Origin of the sequence: Streptomyces sp. NPDC048436, assembly GCF_043200355.1 — a bacterium.
Lineage (GTDB): Bacteria > Actinomycetota > Actinomycetes > Streptomycetales > Streptomycetaceae > Streptomyces.
Genome location: NZ_JBICXP010000001.1, coordinates 223,554 through 249,175 on the forward strand (window position 1 = coordinate 223,554; position 25,622 = coordinate 249,175).

Annotated in this window: 21 protein-coding genes and 2 pseudogenes; 6 read left to right on the plus strand and 17 right to left on the minus strand. The window is 70.7% G+C overall.

The genetic code is table 11. The features are described from left to right. Positions 1–68 precede the first annotated feature (68 nt). From ACGFX9_RS01110 to ACGFX9_RS01120, 3 genes are all read right to left on the minus strand, one after another. Positions 69–1,100, minus strand: coding sequence for a hypothetical protein (locus tag ACGFX9_RS01110; RefSeq protein ID WP_393463108.1), 1,032 nt, complete (start codon positions 1,098–1,100; stop codon positions 69–71). A 152-nt stretch (positions 1,101–1,252) separates the two neighbouring features. Further along, positions 1,253–2,530 carry an SWIM zinc finger family protein gene (locus tag ACGFX9_RS01115; protein WP_393463109.1) on the minus strand — a complete coding sequence of 426 codons (1,278 nt, stop codon included), beginning with the start codon at positions 2,528–2,530 and terminating at the stop codon, positions 1,253–1,255. Continuing rightward, positions 2,527–5,439, minus strand: coding sequence for a DEAD/DEAH box helicase (locus tag ACGFX9_RS01120; protein WP_393463110.1), 2,913 nt, complete (start codon positions 5,437–5,439; stop codon positions 2,527–2,529). Before ACGFX9_RS01120 ends, ACGFX9_RS01115 begins: the two co-directional genes overlap by 4 nt. Before the next feature lie 232 nt (positions 5,440–5,671). Between ACGFX9_RS01120 and ACGFX9_RS01125 the strand changes: the two genes are divergently transcribed. Genes ACGFX9_RS01125 through ACGFX9_RS01140 form a run of 4 tightly spaced genes read left to right on the plus strand, consistent with a single transcriptional unit; the run spans position 5,672 to position 9,528 of the window. Further along, positions 5,672–6,652 (plus strand): metallophosphoesterase family protein, encoded by a 981-nt coding sequence (locus ACGFX9_RS01125; RefSeq protein WP_393463111.1) that lies wholly within the window; start codon positions 5,672–5,674, stop codon positions 6,650–6,652. A gap of 9 nt (positions 6,653–6,661) precedes the next feature. Next, positions 6,662–8,038 carry an MFS transporter gene (locus ACGFX9_RS01130; protein ID WP_393463112.1) on the plus strand — a complete coding sequence of 459 codons (1,377 nt, stop codon included), beginning with the start codon at positions 6,662–6,664 and terminating at the stop codon, positions 8,036–8,038. After that, positions 8,035–9,072 carry a TolB family protein gene (locus tag ACGFX9_RS01135; protein WP_393463113.1) on the plus strand — a complete coding sequence of 346 codons (1,038 nt, stop codon included), beginning with the start codon at positions 8,035–8,037 and terminating at the stop codon, positions 9,070–9,072. The genes ACGFX9_RS01130 and ACGFX9_RS01135 overlap by 4 nt, the downstream gene beginning before the upstream one ends. 42 nt (positions 9,073–9,114) lie before the next feature. Then, positions 9,115–9,528, plus strand: coding sequence for a RidA family protein (locus tag ACGFX9_RS01140; RefSeq protein ID WP_393463114.1), 414 nt, complete (start codon positions 9,115–9,117; stop codon positions 9,526–9,528). 62 nt (positions 9,529–9,590) lie between these two features. Here the strand turns inward: ACGFX9_RS01140 and ACGFX9_RS01145 are convergent, their stop codons facing one another. From ACGFX9_RS01145 to ACGFX9_RS01175, 7 genes and pseudogenes are all read right to left on the minus strand, one after another. Beyond that, the gene (locus tag ACGFX9_RS01145; protein ID WP_393465489.1) at positions 9,591–10,685 is read right to left on the minus strand and encodes a glycoside hydrolase family 6 protein; all 1,095 of its coding nucleotides are present in this window, start codon (positions 10,683–10,685) and stop codon (positions 9,591–9,593) included. A 560-nt stretch (positions 10,686–11,245) separates the two neighbouring features. Next, positions 11,246–12,031 carry an aspartate/glutamate racemase family protein gene (locus tag ACGFX9_RS01150; RefSeq protein WP_393463115.1) on the minus strand — a complete coding sequence of 262 codons (786 nt, stop codon included), beginning with the start codon at positions 12,029–12,031 and terminating at the stop codon, positions 11,246–11,248. Beyond that, positions 12,031–12,504 (minus strand): annotated as a pseudogene (locus tag ACGFX9_RS01155) (cytosine permease); the annotation flags it as partial. The pseudogene ACGFX9_RS01155 and the gene ACGFX9_RS01150, both read right to left, overlap by 1 nt. Before the next feature lie 78 nt (positions 12,505–12,582). Next, positions 12,583–13,535 (minus strand): annotated as a pseudogene (gene pip, locus ACGFX9_RS01160) (prolyl aminopeptidase). 47 nt (positions 13,536–13,582) lie between these two features. Then, complete coding sequence (locus tag ACGFX9_RS01165) at positions 13,583–14,782, minus strand: MFS transporter (RefSeq protein ID WP_393463116.1); 1,200 nt, start codon at positions 14,780–14,782, stop codon at positions 13,583–13,585. Beyond that, positions 14,779–16,338 (minus strand): YfcC family protein, encoded by a 1,560-nt coding sequence (locus ACGFX9_RS01170; RefSeq protein WP_393463117.1) that lies wholly within the window; start codon positions 16,336–16,338, stop codon positions 14,779–14,781. Before ACGFX9_RS01170 ends, ACGFX9_RS01165 begins: the two co-directional genes overlap by 4 nt. Beyond that, positions 16,335–17,726 (minus strand): M20/M25/M40 family metallo-hydrolase, encoded by a 1,392-nt coding sequence (locus ACGFX9_RS01175; RefSeq protein WP_393463118.1) that lies wholly within the window; start codon positions 17,724–17,726, stop codon positions 16,335–16,337. Before ACGFX9_RS01175 ends, ACGFX9_RS01170 begins: the two co-directional genes overlap by 4 nt. A gap of 153 nt (positions 17,727–17,879) precedes the next feature. Here ACGFX9_RS01175 and ACGFX9_RS01180 point away from each other — a divergent pair, with 153 nt between their 5' ends. After that, a complete protein-coding gene (locus ACGFX9_RS01180) occupies positions 17,880–18,326 on the plus strand; it encodes an RNA-binding S4 domain-containing protein (RefSeq protein ID WP_393463119.1) in 447 nt (148 codons plus the stop codon). Between the two features lie 190 nt (positions 18,327–18,516). On the opposite strand, the gene ACGFX9_RS01185 is transcribed toward ACGFX9_RS01180, so the two are convergent. From ACGFX9_RS01185 to ACGFX9_RS01195, 3 genes are all read right to left on the minus strand, one after another. Next, positions 18,517–18,966, minus strand: coding sequence for a DoxX family protein (locus ACGFX9_RS01185; protein ID WP_393463120.1), 450 nt, complete (start codon positions 18,964–18,966; stop codon positions 18,517–18,519). Positions 18,967–19,103: 137 nt separating this feature from the next. Then, on the minus strand, positions 19,104–19,913 hold the full coding sequence (locus tag ACGFX9_RS01190; RefSeq protein WP_393465492.1) for a class I SAM-dependent methyltransferase: 810 nt from the start codon (positions 19,911–19,913) through the stop codon (positions 19,104–19,106). 70 nt (positions 19,914–19,983) lie between these two features. Further along, positions 19,984–20,886, minus strand: a complete 903-nt coding sequence (locus ACGFX9_RS01195) for an acyltransferase domain-containing protein (protein ID WP_393465497.1) — start codon at positions 20,884–20,886, stop codon at positions 19,984–19,986. A gap of 252 nt (positions 20,887–21,138) precedes the next feature. Between ACGFX9_RS01195 and ACGFX9_RS01200 the strand changes: the two genes are divergently transcribed. Next, entirely contained in the window at positions 21,139–21,399 is a 261-nt protein-coding gene (locus ACGFX9_RS01200) for a DUF6343 family protein (RefSeq protein ID WP_393465500.1), read from the plus strand. Between the two features lie 89 nt (positions 21,400–21,488). On the opposite strand, the gene ACGFX9_RS01205 is transcribed toward ACGFX9_RS01200, so the two are convergent. From ACGFX9_RS01205 to rpsA, 4 genes are all read right to left on the minus strand, one after another. Beyond that, complete coding sequence (locus tag ACGFX9_RS01205; protein WP_393463121.1) at positions 21,489–21,884, minus strand: tetratricopeptide repeat protein; 396 nt, start codon at positions 21,882–21,884, stop codon at positions 21,489–21,491. Positions 21,885–22,011: 127 nt separating this feature from the next. Next, positions 22,012–22,617 (minus strand): dephospho-CoA kinase, encoded by a 606-nt coding sequence (coaE, locus tag ACGFX9_RS01210; protein ID WP_393463122.1) that lies wholly within the window; start codon positions 22,615–22,617, stop codon positions 22,012–22,014. Positions 22,618–22,640: 23 nt separating this feature from the next. Then, positions 22,641–23,579, minus strand: coding sequence for a PAC2 family protein (locus tag ACGFX9_RS01215; protein WP_393463123.1), 939 nt, complete (start codon positions 23,577–23,579; stop codon positions 22,641–22,643). A 417-nt stretch (positions 23,580–23,996) separates the two neighbouring features. After that, a complete protein-coding gene (gene rpsA / locus ACGFX9_RS01220; protein ID WP_393463124.1) occupies positions 23,997–25,526 on the minus strand; it encodes a 30S ribosomal protein S1 in 1,530 nt (509 codons plus the stop codon). Positions 25,527–25,622: the final 96 nt, after the last annotated feature.

The following is a 25,622-nucleotide window of genomic DNA, read 5'->3' on the forward strand; positions in this document are numbered from 1 at the left end:
GGGCGGCGCGCCTCACCGGGGCGCGGAATCCCGCGCCCCGGTGCCGACCAGTCAAGTCAGCTGCCCGGTCATGCCACCCAGAACGAACGCATCCTGTCCCTCGCCCCGTCCGGTGCCGGCTTCCGTTCGAAAGTCCCCGACTCCACTTGGTATATGCAATCGATGCCGTAGTGGTGAAGGAGCGAAATCTCAGGAACCGCGGGCTCGACCGGGAACAATGCGCTGAGGCGCTCGACCGGCTCTGGGCTGAAGCGGGCGTAATCCAGGAGCTGAGCCAGCGCCTGCCGCACATGGTTCCTCGACGTCCCGCTCTTCGCCTCAATCACCTCCGCACTGTTCCCGTCCGCCGCTTTGATGTAGAGATCGCAGACCACTCCGGGGAAGAAGAAGCGGCGTGCGTCGGCGCCGGTCAACGTCTCTCGATAGGCGGTGACCAGCGTGCCCTCCCGACGCCTGACCAGTTGGGTGCCGGCGCTCCTCTCGTACGAGGTCTGCGAGGTTCGTGACTCTTCGGCAGCGGCCACCCGAACCGCGTAGCGCGCCGCCTCATCCAAGCCGGATGTCTCCGGGGCGACGATCGATTGCTGTACGGCGTGCCTGGTGGTGATGAGGAAGCCGTCCACCACCGCCGCCGCTCTGTCGCCCTCCAGCACAAGCTGCCCCGGGTACTGGAACGCACGGCTGTACCCGAGCAGTGAACTGAGTTCCCCGTACGGGATATCAGTGAGTTCGAACGCACTCAGGCTGTAGACGGTGTGCCAGCTCTCGCCACCGGCCTTCGGGGGCCACAACTCGTCCGCTAGGGCGGTGTTGCGGAAAACGGCCCCTATCTCGCCTACGGCTCGCACCTCGTTTCCGCCGGTGAAGAGAACCACGTCCCCGGCAGCGACTCCGGCCATCTTCTTGTCATGGGCTCTGCGCGCCCCCCAGAACCGCGCGGTGCCCTCGGGGTGTGCCACGAGAAGGGCACGCATCTCGTCGTCGGAGAGCAGGCCGCGGTAGCGCGCATGTGCGAACGGAATCTCTGTGTCGAGAGTGTCCCGCCAGTGTCGACGGGCCTCCGAACTTCCGTACGACGGAGAGACGAGAACACGCACCATGATTGGCTGCACCTCACTTGAGAGCCGGGCCCCACAACTGCCCTGCACGCTACTGCAGATGAGGTGAGCGGCCTGCTGGCCCCGGCTCCCCCGCGGCACGGTGGAAACGCGCAGCCCTAGGCCGACCCGGCGGCCTCAGCCGAGGCGTGGTTCTACGAGCCGAGCATTCCCGTCAGCGCCCCCACCGGATCCTCGTCCGCCTCCCCCTCCGGCCACCAGTCCTCCGCTCCCGGCTCGCTTCGGTACGGGTACCAGCGGGCGTCTCGGCCGAAGCGGAGTTGCAATGAGCCCGCCGCGTTCGTGAGGTGGTTTCTGCGGATGGTCATGCGGGGGAGGTCTGCCGCGATCAGTGCGCCTCTGGCTCGGTCGAACGGGCCCGCCGGGGGGTCCCAGGGGGTTTCCAGGGTCGACAGGCCCTCCTCGCCGCCCTGGCGCCATGCCGCCGCCGCTCGGGAGAGGCCCGTGGGAGTGCGGTCCACCGCCCTTGCAAGCTCGGCGAATTGGCGGCTGAACGTGCGGCGGCCCGTCAGGCCCGGGTGTGACGCCGCCAGGCGGACCGCGTCGTGCCAGGGGGAGGTCACGGCGAAGGGGTCCGTGCCCTTGGTGAGGTACGCGTGGGCCCGCGCTGCCGCGTCCGTTGCCAGGAACTCCAGGGATGCGGGGGCCGGGGCGCCGGGGACGTCGGGGAGCAGGGGCGGCTCGCCGGGGTGGGGCGGGGGTGGCAGTGGGGGCGGGAGCGCCGGGCGGTACTCCGTTGTCAGGGCCTCGCGGGCCGGCACACCCGGGCCGGGCCCCATCACCGAGGCCGGTAGAGCCTCGCCCTCCGGTGCCGCTGCCCTGCGCGCGTTCCTTCGCGCCAGCTCGTCCAGCAGGTCCGCCTCCTCCCCGCCCCGCAGGTACAGCAGCACGAACGGGTCCGCGTCCAGCAGGCGTGCCGTCTGGTAGGCGAGTGCCGCCGCGTGTTTGCACGGGCGGCCGTGGTCCGGGCAGGAGCAGGACGGGATCAAGTCACCTGTGCAGGGGAGTAGTTGGACCTCCGAGCGCTCCGATGCCTGAACCAACGCCTGCGGCATGTCCTTGTCCAGGAGTGCCGCGATGTGGGCCGGGTCCGCCGCCACCGCGTCCAGGAAGTGGTCCCAGTCCTGCGGAGTCAGCGTACGCAGTCGGATTTCCGCGCGGTACGGGCGCGGGCGGCTGCCGTGTACGTAGGCCACGATGCGGCCCGGTGTGATCGTGATCGTGTCCACCGAGCCCTCGCGCGCGTAGGCCCGCCCGCGTGAGAGGCGGGCCGCGTCCATGGAGGTCTCCTCCAGGGCGGTGATCCACGCGTTGCCCCACCATGACGTGGCGAAGGGGGCGTGGGGGGTGCTGTGGGTGGGGAGTTGGGGGAAGACCCGTGGTGCGCTGCCCGTACGGCTCACGTAGCTCATGCCGGCCTCCGCAGCGACACCAGGTCCGCCAGGTCCGCGTCCGAGAGTTCCGTGAGCGCCGTTTCGCCGCCGTCGCCGAGGACCGCGTCCGCCAACGCCCGCTTCGCGGCCAGGAGTTCGGCGATGCGGTCCTCCACCGTGCCCTCCGCGATCAGACGGTGCACCTGGACCGGCTGGGTCTGGCCGATGCGGTACGCGCGGTCCGTTGCCTGCTCCTCGACCGCCGGGTTCCACCAGCGGTCGTAGTGGATGACGTGGCCCGCCCGGGTGAGGTTCAGGCCCGTGCCCGCCGCCTTCAGGGACAGGAGGAACACCGGGACCTCGCCCGACTGGAAGCGGTCCACCATTTCCTCCCGTCGCGGTACGGGTGTGCCGCCGTGCAGGAGTTGGGCTCCGATGCCCTGTCGTGACAGATGTGACTCCAGGAGGCGGGCCATCTCCACGTACTGCGTGAAGATCAGGACCGCGCCGTCCTCGGAGAGGATCGTGTCGAGGAGTTCGTCAAGGAGTTCCAGTTTGCCCGAGCGCGAGCGGCCCCCGCGCGTCGCGATCTCGCCGTCCTTCAAGTACTGCGCCGGGTGGTTGCAGATCTGCTTCAGCGCCATCAGGAGCTTCATCACCAGCCCCCGGCGCGCGATGCCCTCGGAGGCCTCGATGCGGGCGAGGGTTTCCCGTACGACTGCCTCGTAGAGCGACGCCTGTTCGCGGGTGAGCGTGACCGGGTGGTCCGTCTCCGTCTTCGGGGGGAGTTCGGGGGCGATGCCCGGGTCGGACTTCTTGCGGCGCAGGAGGAAGGGGCGGACCAGGCGCGCGAGGCGCGCCATCGCCTCGTCGTTCTCGGCGAACTCGCCGCCCTCCACCAGGCGGGCGTGGCGCGCGCGGAAGGATTTGAGCGGGCCGAGCAGGCCCGGTGTCGTCCAGTCGAGCAGGGCCCAGAGTTCGGAGAGGTTGTTCTCCACGGGGGTGCCGGTGAGGGCCACGCGTGCCGCCGACGGGATCGTGCGGAGCGCCTTGGCCGTCGACGCGTGCGGGTTCTTGATGTGCTGCGCCTCGTCCGCCACCACCAACCCCCAGTCGGCTGCCGCCAGTTCGGGTGCGCTCGTGCGCATCGTGCCGTACGTCGTCAGGACGAAGCCGCCCGTCAGGTCGGACAGGGTGCGGCCCGCGCCGTGGAAGCGGCGGACCGGCACTCCGGGCGCGAAGCGTTCGATCTCGCGCTGCCAGTTGCCGAGGAGGGAGGCCGGGCAGACCACCAGGGTCGGGGCACCGGACCGCGTGTCGTCGCGGTGTGGTGTGCGAGCGGCCCGGTGCAGGTGCAGGGCGATCAGCGTGATCGTCTTTCCCAGTCCCATGTCGTCCGCGAGGCAGCCGCCGAGGCCCAGTGATGTCATGCGGTCCAGCCAGGCAAGGCCCCGCAGCTGGTAGTCGCGGAGGGGGGCGGCGAGGCCGGGAGGCTGGGGCGCGGGGGGAAGTTCGCCGGTCAGGCGTTCGCGCATGCGTGCAAGGGCGCCCACCGGCACGGCCTCGACCCGCTCGCCCTCCACTTCGGCCGCGCCGGTCAGCGCCACCGACAGCGCGTCCACCGGATCGAGCAGGCCCAAATCCCGTTTGCGTGCCTTGCGTACGAGATCGGGGTCGACCAGAACCCACTGGTCCCGGAGTCGCACCACCGGGCGGTGCGACTCCGCCAGAACGTCCATCTCCGCCTCCGTCAGGGGCTCGGGCTCGTCGCCGAGCGCCACCTGCCAGCGGAATTCCAGGAGTTGGTCCGTCTTGAAGAAGTCGAAGTTGTCCGCCGCCGTGCCCGGCGCGGGGCGTACGACCGCCGTCGCCGTCAGTGAGCGCGTGAGCTCCCGCGGCCAGTGGACGGCCACTCCCGCCGCGGCCAGTCTGGTCGCCGCGACACCGAGGAGTTCGTACAACTCCTCCTCGTTCAGGGGGAGTACGTCGGGTCGCGGGCGGTCGAGCAGTCGGGTGAGCGGGGGCCAGACCCGGGCCGCGCGGCGGATCGCGAGCACGGTGTCGACCTGGGCGCGCGGCCCGAAGTGGTCGGCGCCGGACCAGAGTTGGGCGGCGTCCACGATGAGGGTGGGGTCGGCGAGGCTGTGGACCTGGACCACCGCGGCGGCGGGGCTCTCGGCCGCCGCGTCGTCGTCCTCGTCGCCGGACGTGCTGTCGAAGAGTTCGTACGCCCTCAGGTCGAGGCGGAGCGACACCCGCACCCCGGCGTCCATCCCGGCCGCGACCTCCGCGGCCCACTCACGCGCTCCCGGCAGCCGCTGCGGCTCGCGGGCGGCGAAGGGGGCGCCGACGGCGTGCGCGGCGGCGGGCGTACGCGGGAGGGTGTCGATCACCGCGTCGACGAAGGCCCTGACCAGGGTGAACGGCTCGGGGAGCAGGAGGGGCCTGCTGCCGGGGAGCGGTACGGCGTGCGCCTCCGCCGGCATCGCCGCGGCGATGGCCCGCAGCTGCGTGACGTCCTCGGCGTCCAGCGGCCCGGCCCGCCACGCGTCCAGGTCACCGCCGGTCAGACCGGGCAGCAGCCTTCCGCGCGCGGCCAGGTGCAGGGCGTGCCGGGCGGCGGCGGCCCAGCAGGCGGTGGCGGGGTGGGCTTGGGGGGCCGGTGCGCCCGGAGCCGCCTGCGCCAGGAGCAGCGGCAACGCGTCCGCCATCGGGAGGATCACCGCCGGGACGGTACGCGTGCGTACTCCCTTGCCGTGTCGGCGTACGACGACGAGCTCATCGTCAGCTACGGCTTCGGTCCCGCCCCGGGGCTCGGCGGGCAGCCCCCCGTCCGGCGCCCAGAAGGCGACCCGACCCTCCCTCGGCACCTCGGCCGGCAGGAAGACGGCGGCGCACGAACGCACCGCCCGTTCCATGCTCGCGTCCACGTTCACCGCCTCGCTCATCCTCAGCCACCCGCGCGTCACTCCCGAACGCAACCCTAAGTCAGCACCTCTGCCCCCCTCCGCCACCTCGGGACGAGGGTCGACCGGAGCTAGTAGGAAACTTTCCTAACAATAATGCGTCCATCTTATTGACGCGGACATGTCGCCTCGACAAGATGCCTGCGGAACGGTCCCCACACCACCCACGGCCCCGCACCGCTCACGGCCCCCCACGCCGATCTAGGAGACGGACATGCCGCCCACCCCCCGCGCCACGAACTCCCGCGACACCTCCCCCATCACGTCCCGTACGAAGAAGGCCCGCTGGGCCATCCCCCTCGCCGCAGGCGCCTCCCTCGCCCTGGTCGGCGGGGTCCTCCTCTGGTCCCCGGCCGGCGAGGCCGACGCCGCGCCGAGCGGCCCGGAGACGAAGGCGGCGTTCACCGCCGTCGCCGCCGGAGACATCGCCGAACAGTGCACCTCCGACGACAGCGGCTGCGCGCACCCCAAGACCGCCGCGCTCGTCGAGAAGCTCGACCCGTCCTTCGTGATGACGATGGGCGACAACCAGTACGACGACGCCCGGCTGCGCGACTTCAAGGACTATTACGACACCAGCTGGGGCGCGTTCAAGGACAAGACCCGCCCGGTGCCGGGCAACCACGAGACGTACGACCCGGACGGCGAACTGGAGGGCTACAAGGCCTACTTCGGCAGCATCGCCTACCCCAAGGGCGAGAGCTACTACAGCTACGACCAGGACAACTGGCACTTCATCGCCCTGGACTCCAACAGCTTCGACGACAAGGCGCAGATCGACTGGCTCAAGGCCGACCTCGCCGCCAACTCCAAGAAGTGCGTGGCCGCCTACTGGCACCACCCGCTCTTCTCCTCGGGCGAGCACGGCAACGACCCGGTCAGCAGGCCCGTCTGGAAGCTCCTGTACGCCAACAAGGCCGAGCTCGTCATGAACGGCCACGATCACCACTACGAGCGCTTCGCCCCGCAGAACCCGGACGGTAAGGCCGACGCCAACGGCATCGTCGAGCTGCTCGGCGGCATGGGCGGCGCCAACCCGTACAAGATCGAGGAAGTCCAGCCCAACAGCCAGAAGCGGATCACCAAGACCTTCGGCGTGGTGAAGCTGAACTTCACGGACACCGGCTTCTCCTGGAACCTCATCAACACGAGCGGCACGACGAAGGACAGCAGCCCGTCCTACAAGTGCCGCTGAGCCGCCGCGATGTATCTGGCGTCAACGGACGCGGTCGCCAAGACCAAGAACAAGACCAAGGTCAAGGCCAACTCCCAGGCGGGGGCCGGAACTGAAGGAGAGGCCAAGTCCGGGCGCGTACGCGTCGCCGGACCCGTCCTCGCCCTCGGCGCGGTCAGCCTGGTCACCGACATCTCCTCCGAGATGGTCACGGCGGTCCTTCCCCTCTACTTCGTCCTCCAACTCGGTCTCTCTCCACTCCAGTTCGGATTCCTCGACGGTCTCTACAACGGCGTCACCGCCGTCGTACGGCTCATCGGCGGGTACGCCGCCGACCGCGGCGGGCGGCACAAGCTCGTCGCGGGCGGCGGCTACGCCCTCTCCGCGCTCTCCCGGCTCGGCCTGCTCCTCGCGGGCGGCGCCACGGCCGGGATCGGCGCGGCGCTCGCCGCGGACCGCGTCGGCAAGGGCGTACGGACCGCGCCGCGCGACGCGCTCATCTCACTCAGCAGTACGCCCGACACGCTCGGCCGGTCGTTCGGCGTACACCGCGCGATGGACACGACGGGCGCGCTGCTCGGGCCGCTCGCCGCGTTCGCGTTGCTCTGGGCGACGGCGGACGCGTACGACGCCGTGTTCGTGGTCAGTTTCTGCTTCGGGCTGCTCGGAGTCCTGATACTGGTCGCGTTCGTGCCGGGGCGGCATGGGGAGCGCGGGCCCGCCCCTGCGCCGCCGGGCTCAACGGCGGTGCGCGCACCGGTACTTGGCCTTCTTCGCGTCCCGGCCTTCCGGCGCGTCCTCGGGGCCGCGGCTCTCCTCGGCGCGGCCACCATCGGCGATGCCTTCCTCTATCTCCTCCTCCAGCGGCGGCTCGACTTCGCCGTCAGCTGGTTCCCGCTGCTCCCCCTCGGCTCCGCCGCCGTCTATCTGCTGCTCGCGGTGCCCGTGGGGCGGCTCGCCGACCGCGTGGGCCGCAGGGTCCCGTTCCTGGCCGGGCACGCGGCCCTGCTCGGCGGGTACGTCCTGCTGCTGGCCCCGACCAGTGGCTTGGCCCTGCTCATCGGCGTACTGCTCCTGCTCGGCATCTTCTACGCCGCCACCGACGGCGTCCTGATGGCACTCGCCACGCCCGTGCTTCCGCAGGGACGCCGGGCGAGCGGCATGGCGCTGCTCCAGACGGGCCAGGCGCTGGCCCGTCTTATCGCGGCGGCGGGCTTCGGCGCGGCCTGGACCCTGTGGGGCATCCGCCCGGCGCTGACGTGCGCGGTGCTCGCCCTGACGGTGGCGCTGGCCGGGGCGGCGCGGCTGCTTCCCCGCCTCGGAGCAGCCGCGTGCCACGAAACCCCTGCGACCACCTCGACCGCAGAGAGCGACGCGACCACCGAGACCACCGAGAGGCCGTCATGACCGCCCCACCTCCACCTCCGCCCCCTCCCCCACCTCCACGCTCTCTGCGCGCCCGGATCATCGCCGTCGCCGTGGCCGCCGCGGTCCTCGCCACGGTGGCCGTCGTCTACACCCTGCGCGCGGCGGACCGTGCCGAACCTGCCGCCGCCACCTCGGAGTTCGCCCTCGACGCGGGTCACGTCTACTTCCGCGGCACGGAGGCGGAAGCCGGCCGCGTGGCCCGCACCGCCACCCCCACCGGCAAGGGCCACCGCACCCTCGGCGGCCCCTCCTGCGAGCGCTTCTACGCCGCCGGGGGCACCGCGCTCTGCCTGCAGCGCCGCTCCGGGATCCCGCCCAAGTCGTACGCCCTGGTCCTGGACGACAAGCTCCGCGAGAAGCGCCGCATCGCCCTCACCGGCATCCCCAACCGGGCCCGGGTATCGGCGTCCGGTCGGATGCTGTCCTGGACGATGTTCGCGACGGGGGACTCCTACGCGGGCTCCTCCTTCTCCACCCGCACCTCGATCCTGGACACCCGCACGGGCTACCTCATCAAGAACATGGAGGAGATTCCCCTCACCCTCGACGGCCGCCGTCACCACTCCCCCGACGTCAACTACTGGGGCGTCACCTTCGCCAAGGACGACAACCGCTTCTACGCGACGGTCTCGACGAAGGGCAAGACCTACCTGGTCCAGGGCGACATGAAAAAGTGGGCGGCACGCGCGCTCCGTACCAACGTCGAGTGCCCCTCCCTCTCCCCCGACAACTCCCGCATCGCCTTCAAGAAGCGCGTACGCAAAGGGACTTCGGATCCCTGGCGCCTCTACGTACTGGACCTCCGCACGATGCGCGAACGCCCCCTCGCGGAGACCCGCAGCGTCGACGACCAGGCCGCCTGGCTGGACGACGACACCCTCGCGTACGCCCTGCCCGGAACAGGTGGCCGCAAGCAGGACATCTGGACCACGCGGGCGGACGGCACATCAGAGCCCAACCTGCTGATACGGGGCGGCACTTCACCGGCGGTGGTCCCCCGCGCCTCCGGCTGAATTCAGCTGCACATCACCACCCGCCTCCTGCAGGATCGGCTCATGACCACCACTCACCGCACCGTCGTCCCCACCCTCTTCCCGCCGCCCGGATACGCCCACTCCGCCGTTGTCGAGGCCGGTACCAAGCTCGCGTTCATGGCGGGCTCGGTGCCGCTCGACCCCGAGGGGAACCTCGTCGGGGAGGGAGACGTGGCCCGCCAGACCCAGCAGGTCATCGCCAATCTCGACGAGGCTCTGCGCGCGATCGGCAGCGATCTGTCTCGGGTGGTGGCAAGCACGGTGTACGTCGTGAGCGACGAACGCGGTGTCCTGAGCGAGGCATGGGAGGTCATCCGCGCCTCGGACCTGCACGCGGGCCCGCACACCTCGACGCTCCTCGGTACGACGTGCCTCGGCTACCCCGGTCAGCTCGTGGAGATCACGGCGACGGCCACCGTCCCCGAAACCGCCTGACTCCGGCGCCTTCCCCGGCGCCTCCCTGGGCGCCTCCCCCGGCGCCTTTCGGGGAGCCGCCCTCAGCCCTTGGCCCTGCTCGCCAGCCCCAGCGCGTACTCCGGCCACCACTGACCGGCCCGCGGCCCGCCCCGGCAGGTTCCGTCGGACTCGCCGGGGCGCTTGATCCACAGGTAGGCGTCGAGTGCCGGGGCGCCGGTGCGGGTGGTGGGCGGGGTTCCGAGGGCGCGGCCTGGCGGGTTGCACCAGGGCTGGACGCCGTCGCCGGCGTAGGGGCCGTTGCCGTTGCGGCTGCTGTCGACGACGAAGTGCTCGCCGCCGCCGAGCGCGGCGGAAAGCTGGTTGCCGTACTCCGAAGTCACCTCATTCGTCTGGTAGTTGGACACGTTGAGCGCGAAGCCGTCGGCCCGGGCGATGCCTGCCTCCCGCAGCGGGGCGACCAGGCGGCTCACGGCGGGAATCCAGCTGGAGTTGCCCGCGTCGAGGTAGACCCTGGCGTGCGGGCGCGCCTTGATGCGGTTGACGGCGTAGGCGAGCAGCCCGTACCGCTCGTAGGTGTCCGCCTTGGCGCAGCCGGAGACCCCCTGGGCGATGGCGTCCGGCTCGACGATGACGTACGCGGCTCGGTCACCGATCCCCTCGGCGAACTCGTCGACCCATTGCCGGTATTCCGCCGCGCTCGCCGCTCCGCCTTCGGAGTAGTCGCCGCAGTCGCGGTGCGGGATGAAGTACGCGACGAGCACGGCGGTGCGCCGCTCCGCGGTCGCCGCGACCGTGGCCGCGCGGACCGTGGGCCCGGGGCTCGGGCCGTACAGCCACACGCCCTGGGGGCGGTCCGCGATGCGCTCGATGAGCCGGGCGTCGTCGGTGCGGCCCTGGCTTCGCCACTCGGCGGCCTGGCGGGCGGCGGCGCTGTTCGGGTCGACCCAGAAGTCGGTGTCGGGGACGGTGTCCGCCGACGCGGAGGTGCCCGGCGAGCCGGGACCGGAGCCAGCCCCATCCGCGACGCCCCACACCGCACGACCCCCCTCCGCCGCCACGGCAGGCGCCCCGGCAGGCGCCCCCGCGCCCAGCATCAACGCGACGGCGAGGATCCAGGCGAGGCGGGGGCGGGGGGCATGGGGGTGCTGGCGGGGTCGGACGCCGCGGGGGTTCAGGCGGGGGCGAGGACCACGCGAGCCCAAGCCGCGGCGGACGCCACGGGGACTCAGACGGGAGCGGACGCCACGCAGACTCAAGCCGAGGCGGGCACCACGCGCGCCCAAGCCGCGGCGGACGCCACGGGGACTCAGGCGGGAGCGGACGCCACGCAGACTCAAGCCGAGGCGGGCACCATGCGCGCCCAAGCCGCGGCGGACGCCACGGGGACTCAGGCGGGAGCGGACGCCACGCAGACTCAAGCCGAGGCGGGCACCACGCGAGCCCAAGCCGCGGCAGACGCCACGGAGGCTCAGCCTTAAGCGGGCGCCACGAGAACTCAAGCCAAGGCGGACGCCACGGGGACTCAGCCGGAGGCGGACGCCACGGAGACGCAAACCGAAGCGGACGCCACGCGGGCTCAGGCCGGCTCGGCCACGTGATCGGAAGGACGGCTGCGACACCCGGCGCCTCCAGTCGCTCGGCGCCGGATGGGCCCGGCGCGTTCCCCGGAGTCTGCGTTCGCCCTGCCCCCGCGAAGCCTCGTACACCGCCGGACGGGTGGCAGATCCCCGGAAGATCACTCCGACGGCCGCACCACAGGCGACCGCGTCACAGGCGACCGCACCGCAGGCGGTCGCACCACAGGCGGCCGCCCCCAAGTACGGGACTTCGGCAGGGGCTTGGCGTAGCCGCCGACGCGGCTCGTGGTCAGGCCGAGGCCGACCAGCGACTCCGCGAGCTTCACCGCAGCGGCGACCCCGTCCACCACGGGCATGTCGAGCGCGGCGCCGTCCTTCTCCTGCAGCCCGGTCATCCCCGCGCAGCCGAGGACCAGGACCTCGACCCCCGCGTCGCGGGCCCGCTCCGCCGCGGCGAGGAAGGCACGGACGGTGATCTCGGAGTCCCCGAGGTCGAGGTCGAGGACGCCGAGCCCGGTCCCGACCACGGCGGCACAGTTCTGCGCGACGCCCGCCGCGTGCAGGCTGTCCTCGATCTGGCCGCGGGCCCGGTCGAGGGTGGTGACGACGCCGTACCGCCGCCCCAGCAGACAGGCCAGGTGGGCAGCCGCCTCGGTGATGTCCACGACGGGCACGTCGAGCAGCTCCCGGGCGCCCTCGCGTCCGTGCTCGCCGAAACCGGCCATGACGACGGCGTCGTACGACTCCTCGTATCCGCGCAGGGTGTCGATGACGGCGGCGGCCGAGAGATAGCTGTCGAGCCAGCCCTCGGCGGACTCGGGGCCCCAGGCGGGCGTGAGCCCGGCGATGGTGGTGCCGGGGGACGCCGCGTCCCTGGCGCCCCGCACGATCTCCTCGGTCATCGCCCGCGTCGTATTGCAGTTGGTGACGACGATGCGCGGCACTATGCCTCCACCTCGGCCGCGGGCCCCGCGTTCCGCTCGGAGCGGCACAGCACGGCGTACAGGAGTGCGGCGGTGGCCGTGCCGATGAACCAGGAGTACGGGGCGACGTAGTCGAAGAACGGCACCAGCGCGCACACCGCGGCGAACCCCGCCGTCGGCACGAAGGCCGCGAGCGCCTTCGGGTTGACGCCCTTCTTGTAGTAGTACGGCGATCCCGGTTCTGCCCTGAACAGCGCCTCGGTGTCGATACGCCCGCGCTTCACCCAGAAGTAGTCGACCGCGATGATCCCGAACAGCGGTCCGAGGAAAGCGCCGAGGCCACCCAGGAAGTAGTTGACGACGGTCGGGTTGGAGTAGAGGTTCCACGGCGTGACGAGCAGCGCGGCGACCGTGGAGATGATCCCGCCGATCTTGAAGCTGATCTTCTGCGGCCAGACGTTGGCCAGGTCGTACGCGGGTGAGACGAAGTTGGCGAAGCCGGTGATCAACGGTGTGCGCAGCTCCGGGGGGCCGGTGATCAACGGTGCGCGCAGCTCCGGCGCAGCCGGCGCTCACCGCGCCCGGTACCGATCCGTCGCCCTCACCAGCTCACCGGCGATCCCCCTCGCCCCCGCGTCATGCCCCACATCCCCGACAAGGACCAACTCGCAGTCCGGCCACGCCTCCCGCAGCCGCCATGGAACCCCCACCAAATTTCCGAAGTCGAGGCTCCCCTGCACCAGGGTCCCCGGGATCCCGGCCAGCGCCCCCGCATCCCGCAGGACGACCTCGTCGCCGCCCAGCCAGTGATCGTTGGCGAAGTAGTGCGTGACCGTCCGCGCGAAGCCCTCACGGAAGACGGCATCCTCGTACCGGGGAACGGACCGAGGCGGCTGCGACGCGAAGGCGGTCTCCCAGTCGGTCCAGGCCCGCGCGGCGGCACCCCGGACCTCCGCGTCGGGCGACTCAAGCAGCCGGTTGTAGGCAGCCGCGAGATCCCCGTCCCGCTCCCCCTCCGGAACCATGTCCCGAAACGCTTCCCACGCCTCCGGGAAGAGCCGTCCAAGCCCCCGCGTCAGCAGCTCGACCTCGCCGCGACTCCCCGTAGCGAGCCCCGTGAGCACCAGCTCCGACACCCGGCCCGGGTACGTCTGCGCGTACCGAAGCCCAAGCACGGACCCCCAGGACCCGCCCCACACCAACCACCGCTCGATGCCGAGATGCCGCCGCAGCAACTCCAGGTCGGCAAGCAGATGCCGAGTCGTGTTGACGCTCATGTCGGTACGGGGATCACTCGCGGGCGGCGTCGACCGCCCGCACCCGCGCTGGTCCAGGAGCACCACCTGATACGCCGCAGGGTCGAAGTACCGCCGGAAGAACGGCGTGCACCCCGACCCCGGCCCGCCATGCAGCACCACCGCCGGCTTTCCCAGCGGATTGCCACAGACCTCCCAGTAGACGCGATTGCCGTCGCCGACTTCGAGCATGCCGTGGTCGTACGCTCGATCTCCGGATAGAGGCCCACCGACCGAAGATAACCCGCTCACCACGCTCACCCCGCGGCCCCACCAGTTACCCCGCCTTCAGAATCCGCATCCGCCCGTACGCGTACACGCACCCCGCGAGCGCCAGATCCGAGAGCAGCATGAAGCCGATCGAGTACGAGTCCTTCGCACTGTAGATCGCGCCCATGACCAGCGGCGGCACGAAGCCTCCCAGGCCGCCCATCGCCCCGACGATCCCCGTCACGGATCCGACCTGCGCCTGTGGCGTCACCTGGGAGACGAGGGCGAAGACGCTGCCGCTCGCGGTGCCGAGGCCCGCCGCCATGACCAGGAAGCAGATCGTGCCGCCCGGGTTCAGCGTCGGTTCGAAGGCCTGCGCGATGGCGAAGAGCGCGACTACGGCCAGCGCGGCCGAGGTGACCGTGGCGGGGTGCAGCCGGTCGGAGAGCCAGCCGCCGATGGGCCTGAAGACGACCGTGACCAGGGCGAACCCGGCCGCCTTCGTGCCCGCGTCCGTGGGCGAGAGGTCGTACCAGGTCTTCAGATACGTAGGCAGATACACCCCGAAGGCCACGATGCCGCCGAAGCCGATCGCGTACAGCGCGGAGAGTTCCCATGTCACCCGCAGCCGTCCGGCCTCCCCGAGCCGCGTCGCGAGCGGGCTCGTCGGCACCGGCCGGTCGGGGCGGTCGCTGATCAGCAGTGCCCCGACCACCGCGAAGGCGGCGAGAGCGACCGCCACGACCAGGAACGGCAGGTTCTCGCCGTGCTTGGCGATCCGCGGCGTGAAGTACCCGGAGAGCGCCACGCCTCCCATGCCCATCCCGAAGACGCCCAGCGCGAAGCCCCGATGGGCGGGCGGGAACCAGGAGTTGACCAGCGGGATGCCGATCGCGAACGTCGTCCCGCCGAGGCCGAGCAGGAAGCCGACCGCCAGCATCGCCACGTAGCTGCCCTTGGCGGGGATGATCAGCAGCACCGGCACGATCGTGAGCGCCGAGACCAGCGGGAACATCAGCCTGGCGCCGTAGCGGTCGGTGAGAGCGCCGACCGGGACGCGGCCGAGCGAGCCGACGATGACCGGCACGGCGACCAGCAGCGACTGCGCGAACGACGAGAGCCCGAGCCGGTCCCCGAAGTCGCTGCCGAGCGGCGCGATCAGGTCCCACGCCCAGAAGGTGAGCGTGAATCCGATCGTGACGACCGCGAGATTCCGGTAGGCGGCGGCCGACGGCCGGGCCGCTCCACCTGGTGAGTTCGTTGTCATGTCAGCGCTGCTCCTACCGCCACAAAGGCGCAAATGAGTACGAAGAGGATGGCGAGCAGCGGCCACACGAACCGCAGGTACTTGTCGTAGCCGACCTTCGCCAGCGCGACGCCGCCGATGGTCACGGCCGTGGTCGGGACCCAGAGGTTCATCCAGCCGCTCGCCGCCTGCCAGGCCGTGACGACGACCGAGCGCGAGACCCCGGCGAAGTCGGCGAGCGGGGCGAGGATCGGCATGGCGAGGGTCGCGTGCCCGGAGGTGGAGGGGATCAGGAAGGCCAGCGGCAGGTTCACGACGAAGACGATGATCGCGAAGAGGCCGGACGACGTGCCCTTCACCACGCCCTCGATCGAGTGCAGGACGGTGTCGGTGACCTTCGCGTTGTTCATGATCACCGTGACGCCACGGGCGAGCACGATCACCAGCGCGGGCGAGATGAAGTCGGCCGCGCCCTGGATGATCGTCGAGCTGAGCTTCTGCTCCCCCATCCGCGCCACGACCCCGACCAGTACGGCCGCACAGAGGAAAAGCGCCGCCAACTGCGGGAAGGACCAGCCGAGTTCGAAGCCGTACGGCTTCGCGTCCGCGTTGCCCGTGAGCGCGCTCGACCAGGGCACCACGGAGAAGATCATGAGGGCGAAGACCAGGGCGACCAGGACGAGCACGGCCTTGTGCAGGCCCGTCAGCTCCGGCACCCCGTCGGTGTCGGCGTCCGTGTCCGTGTCCGTGTCCGTGTCGTCGGCGGTCTGCTCGCGGTCGCCGGGCAGGAACCCGGAGAGGGAACGTTCCGGGTTCTTCTGTACGCGCTTCGCGTAGCGGATGACGTAGGCGATGGTGACCGCGGTCAGGACGATCCACATCGCGAACCGCAGCACGATGCCGTCGCCCAGCGAGATGTCCGCGGCGGAGGAGGCGACTCCGGTCGCGAACGGGTTGACCGTCGAGCAGAGCACCCCGATCCCGGCCCCGAGGATGATCGCCCCGACCGCCACCATGCGGTCGTAGCCGAGGGCCAGCATCAGGGGCACGATCAGCCCGTAGAAGCCGAGCGTCTCCTCGGCGAACCCCTCGACCGTGCCGAGTACGGAGAAGACGACCATCACGCCCGCGATCAGCATCGCGCCGCGCTCGCGCAGCCGGTGGGCGAGGCGGCCGATGCCACGGTCGAGCGCACCGGTGGCGAAGACGACGGTGATGAACGCGCCGATGGCGAGCACGAACAGGAACACGCCCGCGCTGCCGTACAACTCGCCGGCCATGTCGGGCCCGACGACGCCGGACTTCTCGTCCTGGATCCCGTACAGGCCGTTCACCGGCGCGAGGAAGAGGTCGCTCAGCCGGTCGACGAAGCTCTGTCCCGAGTCGACGCGGTGGTAACTGCCTTGTACGGGGGCGCCCTTGTCGTTCCGGTCGTAGGCGCCGGACGGGATGAGGAAGGCGAGCAGCCAGACGGCCACGGTGACGATGGCGAGGATGGTGAGCGCGCTGGGGAAGGTGAACTTCGGTTTGTGCCGCGGTTCTTCGGTGCCGGGGTGGTCGGTCGTGGTGGTGCTCATGCGCGGCTCTCCCCGGTGCCGCCCTGGGCGGTCACGTCGGTCGCGGCGAAACCGTCGGCGTACTCGCGCACGAAGGCGGCCATGGCGACGACCGTGTTGCGCAGCTCGGAGAAGAGGACGCGCTCGTTCGGGGCGTGCAGATTGCACATGCTGTTCTGGGCCCCGAAGAGCAGGACCTCGGCGCCGGGTGCCGCCTTCGCGAGGCCGTTGACCAGGGGGATGGAGCCGCCGGTCGCGACGAAGGAGGCGTCCTTTCCCCAGGCCTCCTTGAGCGCGGCGCGGGCGGCGCGGTAGGCGGGGCCGCCGGTGGCCGCCTCGTAGCCGGGGCCGGTGTCGCCGGGCGTGACGGTGAGGTGGACGCCGAACGGCGTGAGCGAGCGCAGATGCTCGACGAGCCTGTTCTGCGCCTCCTTCGCGTCCTGGTGGGGGTGGAAGCGCAGGTTCAGCTTGGCGCGGGCGTAGGGCACGACGGCCGACGCCGCATGCTCGACGCCGGGCGCGTCCAGGCCGATGACCGTGATCGCGGGGCCGGTCCACAGCCGCTCGCCGAGGCTGCCGCTGCCGACTAGGGGCACTCCGTCCACCACCCCGGCCAGCTCGCGGAACTCGTCCTCGGTGTAGCTCGTGCCACTCCAGTCCTCGCGCCGCAGGCCCTCCACGGCCACATCGCCATGTACGTCGTGGAGGGTGGCCAGGGCCTTGAGCAGGACGAGCAGCGCGTCGGGCGCCGCACCGCCGAACTCCCCGCTGTGCCGCGGCTCGTCGAGGGTGCGGACCTCGACGACCACTTCGCAGGCGCCGCGCAGGGCGGTGGTCAGGGTGGGGGTGCCGGGCCGGAGGTTGCCGAGATCGGCGATGACCATGGCGTCGCAGGCGAACCGCTCCGGGTCGGATGGCGGATAGTCGTCGAACGCACTGCCGTACTCCTCCTGCCCCTCGACGACGATCTTGATCCCGACCGGCGGCCGTCCCCCGTAGGCCCGCAGCATTCCCAGGTGCGCGATGATGTTGGACTTGTCGTCCGCGATGCCACGGGCGCGCAGTCCGGCCTCGGTGCCCTCAAGGGGTGTCGGCTCGAAGGGCGGCGACTCCCACAGGCTCTCGTCGCCTGGCGGCTGGACGTCGTAGTGGCCGTAGAGCAGGACGGTCGGCGCATCGGGGGTGGGCGGTGGGATCTCCCCGTAGATCACGGGCGAGGTGTCCGGCAGATCGAGCCGCTCGACGGTCGGTACCCCTGCTCCCCGCAACAGCTCGACCAGCAGATCGTGCGCCTCCAGCACCGGTTCGGCCGGGAAACCCGGGAAGGCGATCGAGGGGATACGGGCAAGCCGCTCCAGGTCGGCGCACAACGTGCCCATCAGGTCATCGACGGCAGCTTCGAGCTTCATGGGCGGCACCCCTAGATCTACGTCCTGCTTTACGGCAATTAGCCCGAATTATCGGACTACGGGGCCAACCGTTCCCGAACGGCTCGCCGTGCGAGCGGGGATGCCGCACCGCTGCCGCACCACGGCGCACCGCTGCCGCACTACAGTCGGAGCATGGCTTCGGAGACTTCAGGCGGTGGCAGTGGTGGCGGCGGGACCGGCGGCGGTCCCGTGGGCGTGGGCGGCGGCGCGGGATCCGCGCGGGCCGACGTCTGGATCTGGTCCGTACGCCTGGTCAAGACCCGCTCCATGGGCGCGGCGGCCTGCAAGGGCGGCCATGTACGGGTCAACGGCGAGCGCGTGAAGCCCGCTTCCCCCGTCCACGTCGGCGACGAGGTGCGCCTGCGCCACGCGGGCGGCCACGAACGCGTCGTCATCGTCAAACGCGTGATCCGCAAGCGCGTCGGCCCTCCGGTCGCCGTCGAGTGCTACGTCGACAACAGCCCGCCCCCGCCTCCCCGCGAGGCCGTGGCCCCCGCCGGTATCCGCGACCGCGGCACGGGCCGCCCCACCAAGCGCGACCGCCGCGAGATGGAACGGCTGCGGGGCGGCGGGGCCTAGCGGGGCGCCGAGTCCGCCTGTGGGGTGAGAGGTCCGCCCGCCCGTGGGGTGACGGGTCCGCGGGGTGGCCGACAGCCCGTACGTACGTTGAGGGGCCACCCGGCAGTGCCGGGTGGCCCCTCAACGCGGAGAGTCGTGACAACTACGGAGAGTCGGCCGTAGCGACAACTCCCCTCCCCTTGGCTCCGTTTCACACCCTGCGGCGGACGAGACGGACCAGCTCCGCCGTCTGCCCGCGCCGCGCCCAGGCGATCCACGCCAGCGGCAGGATCAGGATGAGTGGCGTGGCCGCGTTCTCCCCGCCGAGAGCGGTGACGGTCACGATGGACGCACCGATCATCAGCCCGATGAAAGCCGTCGCGGCGACGGAACTGAGCACCGGGATCAGCAGCGCGATCCCGCCGAGCAACTCCAGCGCCCCGATCGTGTACATCCCCGCATCACCCCACCCGAGCCTCTCGAACGCCTCCACGGCCGTCGGGTGCGCGAACAACTTGGGCAGCCCGCTGGCGACGCCGAAGAACAGGCCGAGCAGCACCTCAAGCGAGCGCAGCGCGATGCGTGCGGCACGGGGGCGCGTGGAGGTGACGGCGGGGGTCGCGGTGGTGGTTGCGGTGGCGGCGGCGACGGTGTGCGACATCTTGGGCTCCTCGGTGCGTGGGCTGTTGTCTGGTTAGACAGCCCCGCCCCGCGAAACTCATCGGTCGCCCGCACCGAGGGGAGTTCCGGGCACCACGCATCGGCAGTGACACGGGGCACGGCCCACCGGCGGTCACCTCAGGAGATCGGCACCGCCCTCACCCAAATCCCGTCACTCGTCAGGTACTTGTCGACCCTGAGCCTCGCCTCCGCCAACGCCCCCTCGAACTCCTCCTTCGTCAGGGGCCGCGAGAGGAACGTCTGGGTCCACCGCGCGTCCGGGAAGATGTACTCCGCGTGCACCCGGTTCACCCCGTCACCGACCGGCTCCGCCGACACGATCCGTACCGTGTGGCCCGCGGGGTCGACACGCTCCCGTGGCAGGTTCGTGTGGTAGTCCGCGCCCTCCCGCTGGAACAGCACACAGCCGTCATCCGCGACATGGCGCCGGCAGGTGTTCAGCATGGCCCGCCGCACCGCCCGGTCTCCGTTGTGCACGAGGAACGACGCCAGCATCACCACGTCGAACGTCTCGTCCAGCTCCAGCGACTCGACCGCACTGCGCACCGTACGCACCGCGTCACCGGACCCGGCGGACCCGGCGGACCCAGCGGACCCGCCGGACCCGCCGGACCCGCCGGACCCGCCGGACCCGCCGGACCCGCCGGACCCAGGGGATCCGTCAGCCCGATAGAGCCGGCCGATCTCGTCGACCTTCTCCAGCATCTCCGCGGACTCGTCCACCGCCGTGATGCGGAACCCCCGCTCCAGCAGCGGACGCGTCACCCGCCCCGCCCCGCTGCCCAGCTCCAGAATGTGCGCCCCGGCCGGCACCGCTCCGGCGATGACATCGGGCTCGTCCCCGACGGACAAGCGGGCGTACAGGTCCACCGCGCAGCCGTCCGGCGTAATCGCTCCGGGGCCCGTCCCCTCGTATCCCTCACGCATCTCAGCAGCCATGCCCCGTCAACGAAGCGCTTCGAGGGCCAGTTCCCACCTCTCCCCGTGGCCCCACGGTCTACAGCGCGAACCAGCCACGCCCCCCATACCAGTGCCCTCCCGCCCGCAGATGGTCCCCCACGGCCCTCTCCACCCTTGTCCGCCTTGGCAGTTCGGCCACCGGCAGGTTCCCGTCACCGAAGACGAAGGCTATGGGCTCGCTGTCGTCCGGCTCCTTCTCATACCCGTCCGCCGGGCGGAAGCGCTCCTGGAAGCGGACGATGTTCGACTCCCCCGGCAGATACCGCTTCAGCTGCGGGTCGAGCAGCCAGGAGTGGCACACGGCTGTCTCATAACGCTCATCCGGGAAGTGCCGTGCGAAGAACTCCCGTGCCAGCTCTATCGACCGCTCGCACGCCTCGGCAGACAGCGGCCCCCGGAAGTCGGTGATGTGGAGGTTCAGGCACAGGTCGTCCTGACCCGCGGTATGCCCCGCCGCTGCCGCCGACCCACCCATCCGCTTCCCCAGCACGGCGCGCTGGAACTGCAGCCGCCCCAGTTGATAGAGCTCGCCCCGGAAATGCAGGGAGTTCCAGCTCGGGTGCAGCAGGCCGGGGCCGCCGCGCGCCCGGCGGTGCACCGCTATGTGCCGTCCGAGGTCGGCGAGCGTACGTCGTGAGACGTCGTCCGGGATGCCGTGGCTCCGGTGGTAGGCCCGCACGTACGGCAGGGACGCCACGAAGACATACACGTAGAAGAAGGATGCGAGGGCGCCCAACTCGGTTGGCAGAGGCGCGTATTGGGGGCTCGCTCCAATCTTCCCCATGTCCCGCACCGTCACGTCGACGCAGCGGTCGAGCAGCCACCGCGCGTCCGGGTCGCCCATCAGCCGCCCGCGCAACGCCACCAGGTCGTTGATGTCCTCATGTGGCACAGCCAGGTCGAGCAGCACATCCGCCAGCTCGTCGGCGGCCGGCAGCACCGCCTCGGCCCGCGGGGCCCCCGCGCCCTCGCCCGCCACCGGGTCCGCGCCCTCAAGATCCTTGAGCCACGCGGCGAGCCGCTCGTCCGTCTTCGCCCGGTTCCTTAATACGTCCAGCACAGCCATACCCCCGATCGACACATCTACGATCTTGAAGCCTCCGGCCCTTCCGGTCCACCACCCACGGGTGGATCCTAGAAGGTGGAGACTCGGTGGCATTGAGGGTGGAGAGGGTGGAGATGACCTCCCATGATGCGCACAGGCAGTGAGCCGGTGACCGCGCGCAGTCCCCTGCGCATGCGCTTCTGGCTCAGCATTTGGGGCCTGATCTGGGCCACGTTCGGCACCGTCGCCTTCGCCGTCACGGGACGCCCCGCATGGGCGGCGGCCTGTGGCGTGCTCTGGCTGATCGTCACCGCCGATATGGCGATGATCGTGCGCCACATCCACCAGGGCCCGCACTATCAGCCGGGCCGCGACGTCCCGCCGTACGATCCGCCGCGGGTTAGCTGAGCCGTCAGCTCATCCGCCGCAGGCCGGTTGAGCCGTCAGCTCATCCGCCGCGGACCGGTTGAGCCGTCAGCTCATCCGCCGCGGACCGGCTAATCCTCGGTCTCGGCTGCCTCAGTCCCGCTCCCGCCCTCGAAACGCGCCGCCGCCAGATACTCCGGCTGCGGATCGAGCGCCGCGGCGAGGCGGAAGTGGCGCCGGGCCTGGTCGGGCTTGGCCGCGCGCTCGTACGTGCGGGCGAGCGCGAAGTGGGCGAACGCGTTGTCCGGCTCGCGCTCCAGGACGATGGAAAACTCCAGTTCGGCAGCGCGCAGCTGAGCGGCGGCGAAGAAGGCACGGGCCCGCAGCAGCCGCGCCGCGGTGTTCTCGGGGTGAGCCGCGATGACCGTGTCCAGCAGCTTCACCGCACCTCGGGGATCCCGCGCGGCAAGGAGCTGCTCCGCCGCACGGAAGTCGATGACATGGGTCTCCGGTGTTATTTCGGGCACGCGTGACTCCTTCCCTCGCTGCTCGGTGTCAACGCACGTCACGCCGACACCTATTCCGCGCGAAGCCCTGCCTCCCGCACCGCACCGCAGCGCACCGCACCGCACCGGCCGGACTCGGACACCCCCATCACCCGTGTCCGCCCGCCCGCCGCTCAAGGTCCGCCCACACCGCGCGGACACGCTGTTCCAGGCCTTCGAGCGGGCCGTCGTTGTCGATCACGATGTCGGCGATCTCCAGGCGCTTCTCGCGCGTCGCCTGAGCGCCCATCCGCGCACGCGCGTCCTCCTCGCTCATGCCGCGCAGCCGCACCAGACGGTCCAGCTGGGTCTCGGGGGACGCGTCGACGACGACCACGAGGTCGTACAGCGGTGCCAGGCCGTTCTCCGCGAGCAGCGGCACGTCATGGATGACCACCGCGTCCTGAGCGGCGGCCTCCTCCAGCTCGGCGGAGCGGGCGCCGACCAGCGGGTGCACGATCGAGTTCAGTACGGCCAGCTTCTCGGGGTCGGCGAAGACGATCGAGCCGAGCTTCGGCCGGTCCAGGGAGCCGTCCGGCGCGAGGATCTCCCGGCCGAAGGAATCAACGACCGCTGCCAGGCCCGGAGTTCCCGGCTCCACCACCTCACGCGCGATCTTGTCGGCATCGATCAGCACGGCTCCGAACGAGACCAGGAGACGCGAGACTTCACTCTTGCCGGCGCCGATACCGCCGGTCAGGCCCACCTTCAGCATGACCGGCAGCTTAGGGGGTGGCGTTACGCGTCGCCTTCCCGTTCGGCGAGGAAGCGTTCGAATTCCTTGCCGATCTCGTCGGCGGAGGGGATGTCCACGGGCTCCGCGAGCATGTTGCCGCGGGCGTCGGCCCCTGCCGCCGCGTCGTACTGGTGCTCAAGCCCCTGGATGAGGGCGACCAGTTCCTCGTCGCCCTCCTGGATCTGCCGGTCGATCTCGGTCTGGGTGCGGTGCGCCTCGGTGCGCAGGCCGTGCGCGACGCTCGGCAGCACCAGACCCGTCGCGCCGGTGATCGCCTCGAGGACGGTGAGAGCGGCGTCCGGGTACGCCGAGCGCGCGATGTAGTGCGGGACGTGCGCGGCGACACCGAGGACGTCGTGGCCCGCCTCCAGGAGGCGGTACTCGACAAGCGACGCCGCGCTGCCCGGCACCTGCGCCTCGTCGAAGGGGCTGCGGTGTCCCGGGACCAGGTCGGTGCGGTTGCCGTGCGGGGTGAGGCCCACGGGGCGCGTGTGCGGCACGCCCATGGGGATGCCGTGGAAGTCCACCGAGAGGCGTACGCCGAGCCGCTCCACGATCTGCCGGACGGCCGCGGCGAAGCGCTCCCATTCGATGTCCGGCTCGGGGCCGGCGAGCAGCAGGAAGGGCGCTCCCGTGGCGTCCTGGAGGAGCCGCACCTCCAGGGTGGGCACTTCGTAGTCGGTCCAGCGGTCGCGCTTGAACGTGAGCAGCGGGCGGCGGGCGCGGTAGTCCACGAGCCGGTCGTGGTCGAAGCGCGCCACTACCTGGCCGGGCAGGCTGTCGGTGAGGCTCTCGACGATCTGGTCGCCGGTCTCACCCGCGTCGATGTAGCCGTCGAAGTGGTAGAGCATGACCAGTCCGGCCGACTCCTGGGCGAGCGCCATGTCGACGACCGCGAGGCCCTTCGGCTCCCATGCGTACAAATCCTGCGGATCAAGCACTGTGACCGCTCCTCGCCCTCTTCGTCGTGACTCGTACAGAAGAACGCGCCATGGAGCGCGGGCATTCCCGCCCGTGCCTGCCCGTACACACCTTGTGCGCACCGATCGCCCGGGGCAGCGCCTTCGGTATCCGGTCCATGACGCCGACCGGCTGGAACATCAACGTCGCCTGGTCGAAGCCGAACTCGAAGGAGCAGCAGCGTGAACACCCCCAAGGGGACGCCGAGTTCACGGCAGTAGTCGAGGGTGCCGTCCACTGTGGCGGGCGTGCGGGTCGCGGGGTGACCGTCCACGGCGTCGACATGGAGGGCGTCCACTTCCGGAAGTCGAGCAGCGACCCGGAAACGCACTGCGGGCCCGCACCCCCGAAGGGATGCGGGCCCGCAGTGTTCAGCTGTTACCGCCTAGGGGCGAGCCTCAGCTCTGGCCACCCGCGAGCTTCTCGCGAAGGGCGGCAAGCGCCTCGTCCGACGCCAGGGCGCCGGAGTTGTCGTCCGACTCCGAGGAGTACGAACCGCCGCCGCTGCCACCGCTGCTGCCACCGGCAGCCGGGGTACCGGTCGAGGAAGCGGGAGCCGCAGCGCCCTCCGCCTCGGCCTGGGCGTCCGCCTCGCGGGACTTGATGACCTGGGCCTGGTGCTGCTCGAAGCGCGTCTGCGCCTCGGCGTACTGACCCTCCCAAGCCTCACGCTGGGTCTCGAAGCCCTCGAGCCAGTCGTTCGTCTCGGGGTCGAAGCCCTCGGGGTAGATGTAGTTGCCCTGGTCGTCGTAGGACGCGGCCATGCCGTACAGGGTCGGGTCGAACTCGACGGCCGACGGGTCGGCGCCGAAGGACTCGTTGGCCTGCTTCAGCGACAGCGAGATCCGGCGACGCTCAAGGTCGATGTCGATGACCTTGACGAAGATCTCGTCGTTGACCTGGACGACCTGCTCCGGGATCTCCACGTGGCGCTCGGCCAGCTCGGAGATGTGGACCAGGCCCTCGATGCCCTCGTCGACGCGCACGAACGCACCGAAGGGAACGAGCTTGGTGACCTTACCGGGAACAACCTGCCCGATCTGGTGCGTGCGGGCGAACTGCTGCCACGGGTCTTCCTGCGTCGCCTTGAGCGACAGGGACACGCGCTCGCGGTCCATGTCCACGTCGAGAACCTCGACGGTGACTTCCTGGCCGACCTCGACAACCTCGGAGGGGTGGTCGATGTGCTTCCAGGAAAGCTCGGAGACGTGCACGAGACCGTCGACGCCGCCGAGGTCCACGAACGCACCGAAGTTGACGATCGAGGAAACGACGCCGGAGCGGACCTGGCCCTTCTGCAGGGTCGTGAGGAAGGTCTGACGGACCTCGCTCTGGGTCTGCTCGAGCCAGGCACGGCGGGACAGGACCACGTTGTTGCGGTTCTTGTCCAGCTCGATGATCTTGGCCTCGAGCTCCTTGCCCACGTAGGGCTGGAGGTCGCGGACGCGGCGCATCTCGACGAGGGAAGCCGGCAGGAAGCCACGGAGGCCGATGTCGAGGATGAGACCACCCTTGACGACCTCGATGACGGTACCGGTGACGATGCCGTCCTCTTCCTTGATCTTCTCGATCGTGCCCCAGGCGCGCTCGTACTGTGCGCGCTTCTTGGACAGGATGAGACGGCCTTCCTTGTCCTCCTTCTGGAGAACAAGAGCCTCGATCTCATCGCCCACGGCGACGACCTCATTGGGGTCGACGTCGTGCTTGATGGAAAGCTCGCGGGACGGGATGACGCCTTCGGTCTTGTAACCGATGTCGAGCAGGACCTCGTCCCGGTCGACCTTCACGATGACGCCGTCGACGATGTCGCCGTCGTTGAAGTACTTGATCGTCTCGTCGATCGCGGCGAGGAAGGCTTCCTCGTTACCGATGTCGTTGACCGCTACCTGCGGGGTGGTGGAAGCGGTGGTCTCGGTGCTGCTCGTCATGTGGGTAAGGGCTCCGGTACGGACAGTGAGTCGTAGGTACTGCTAGCGCCGGAGCCGCTTTCGCTCTGAAGAAGCCGGACAGCCTGGGAAGCGCCG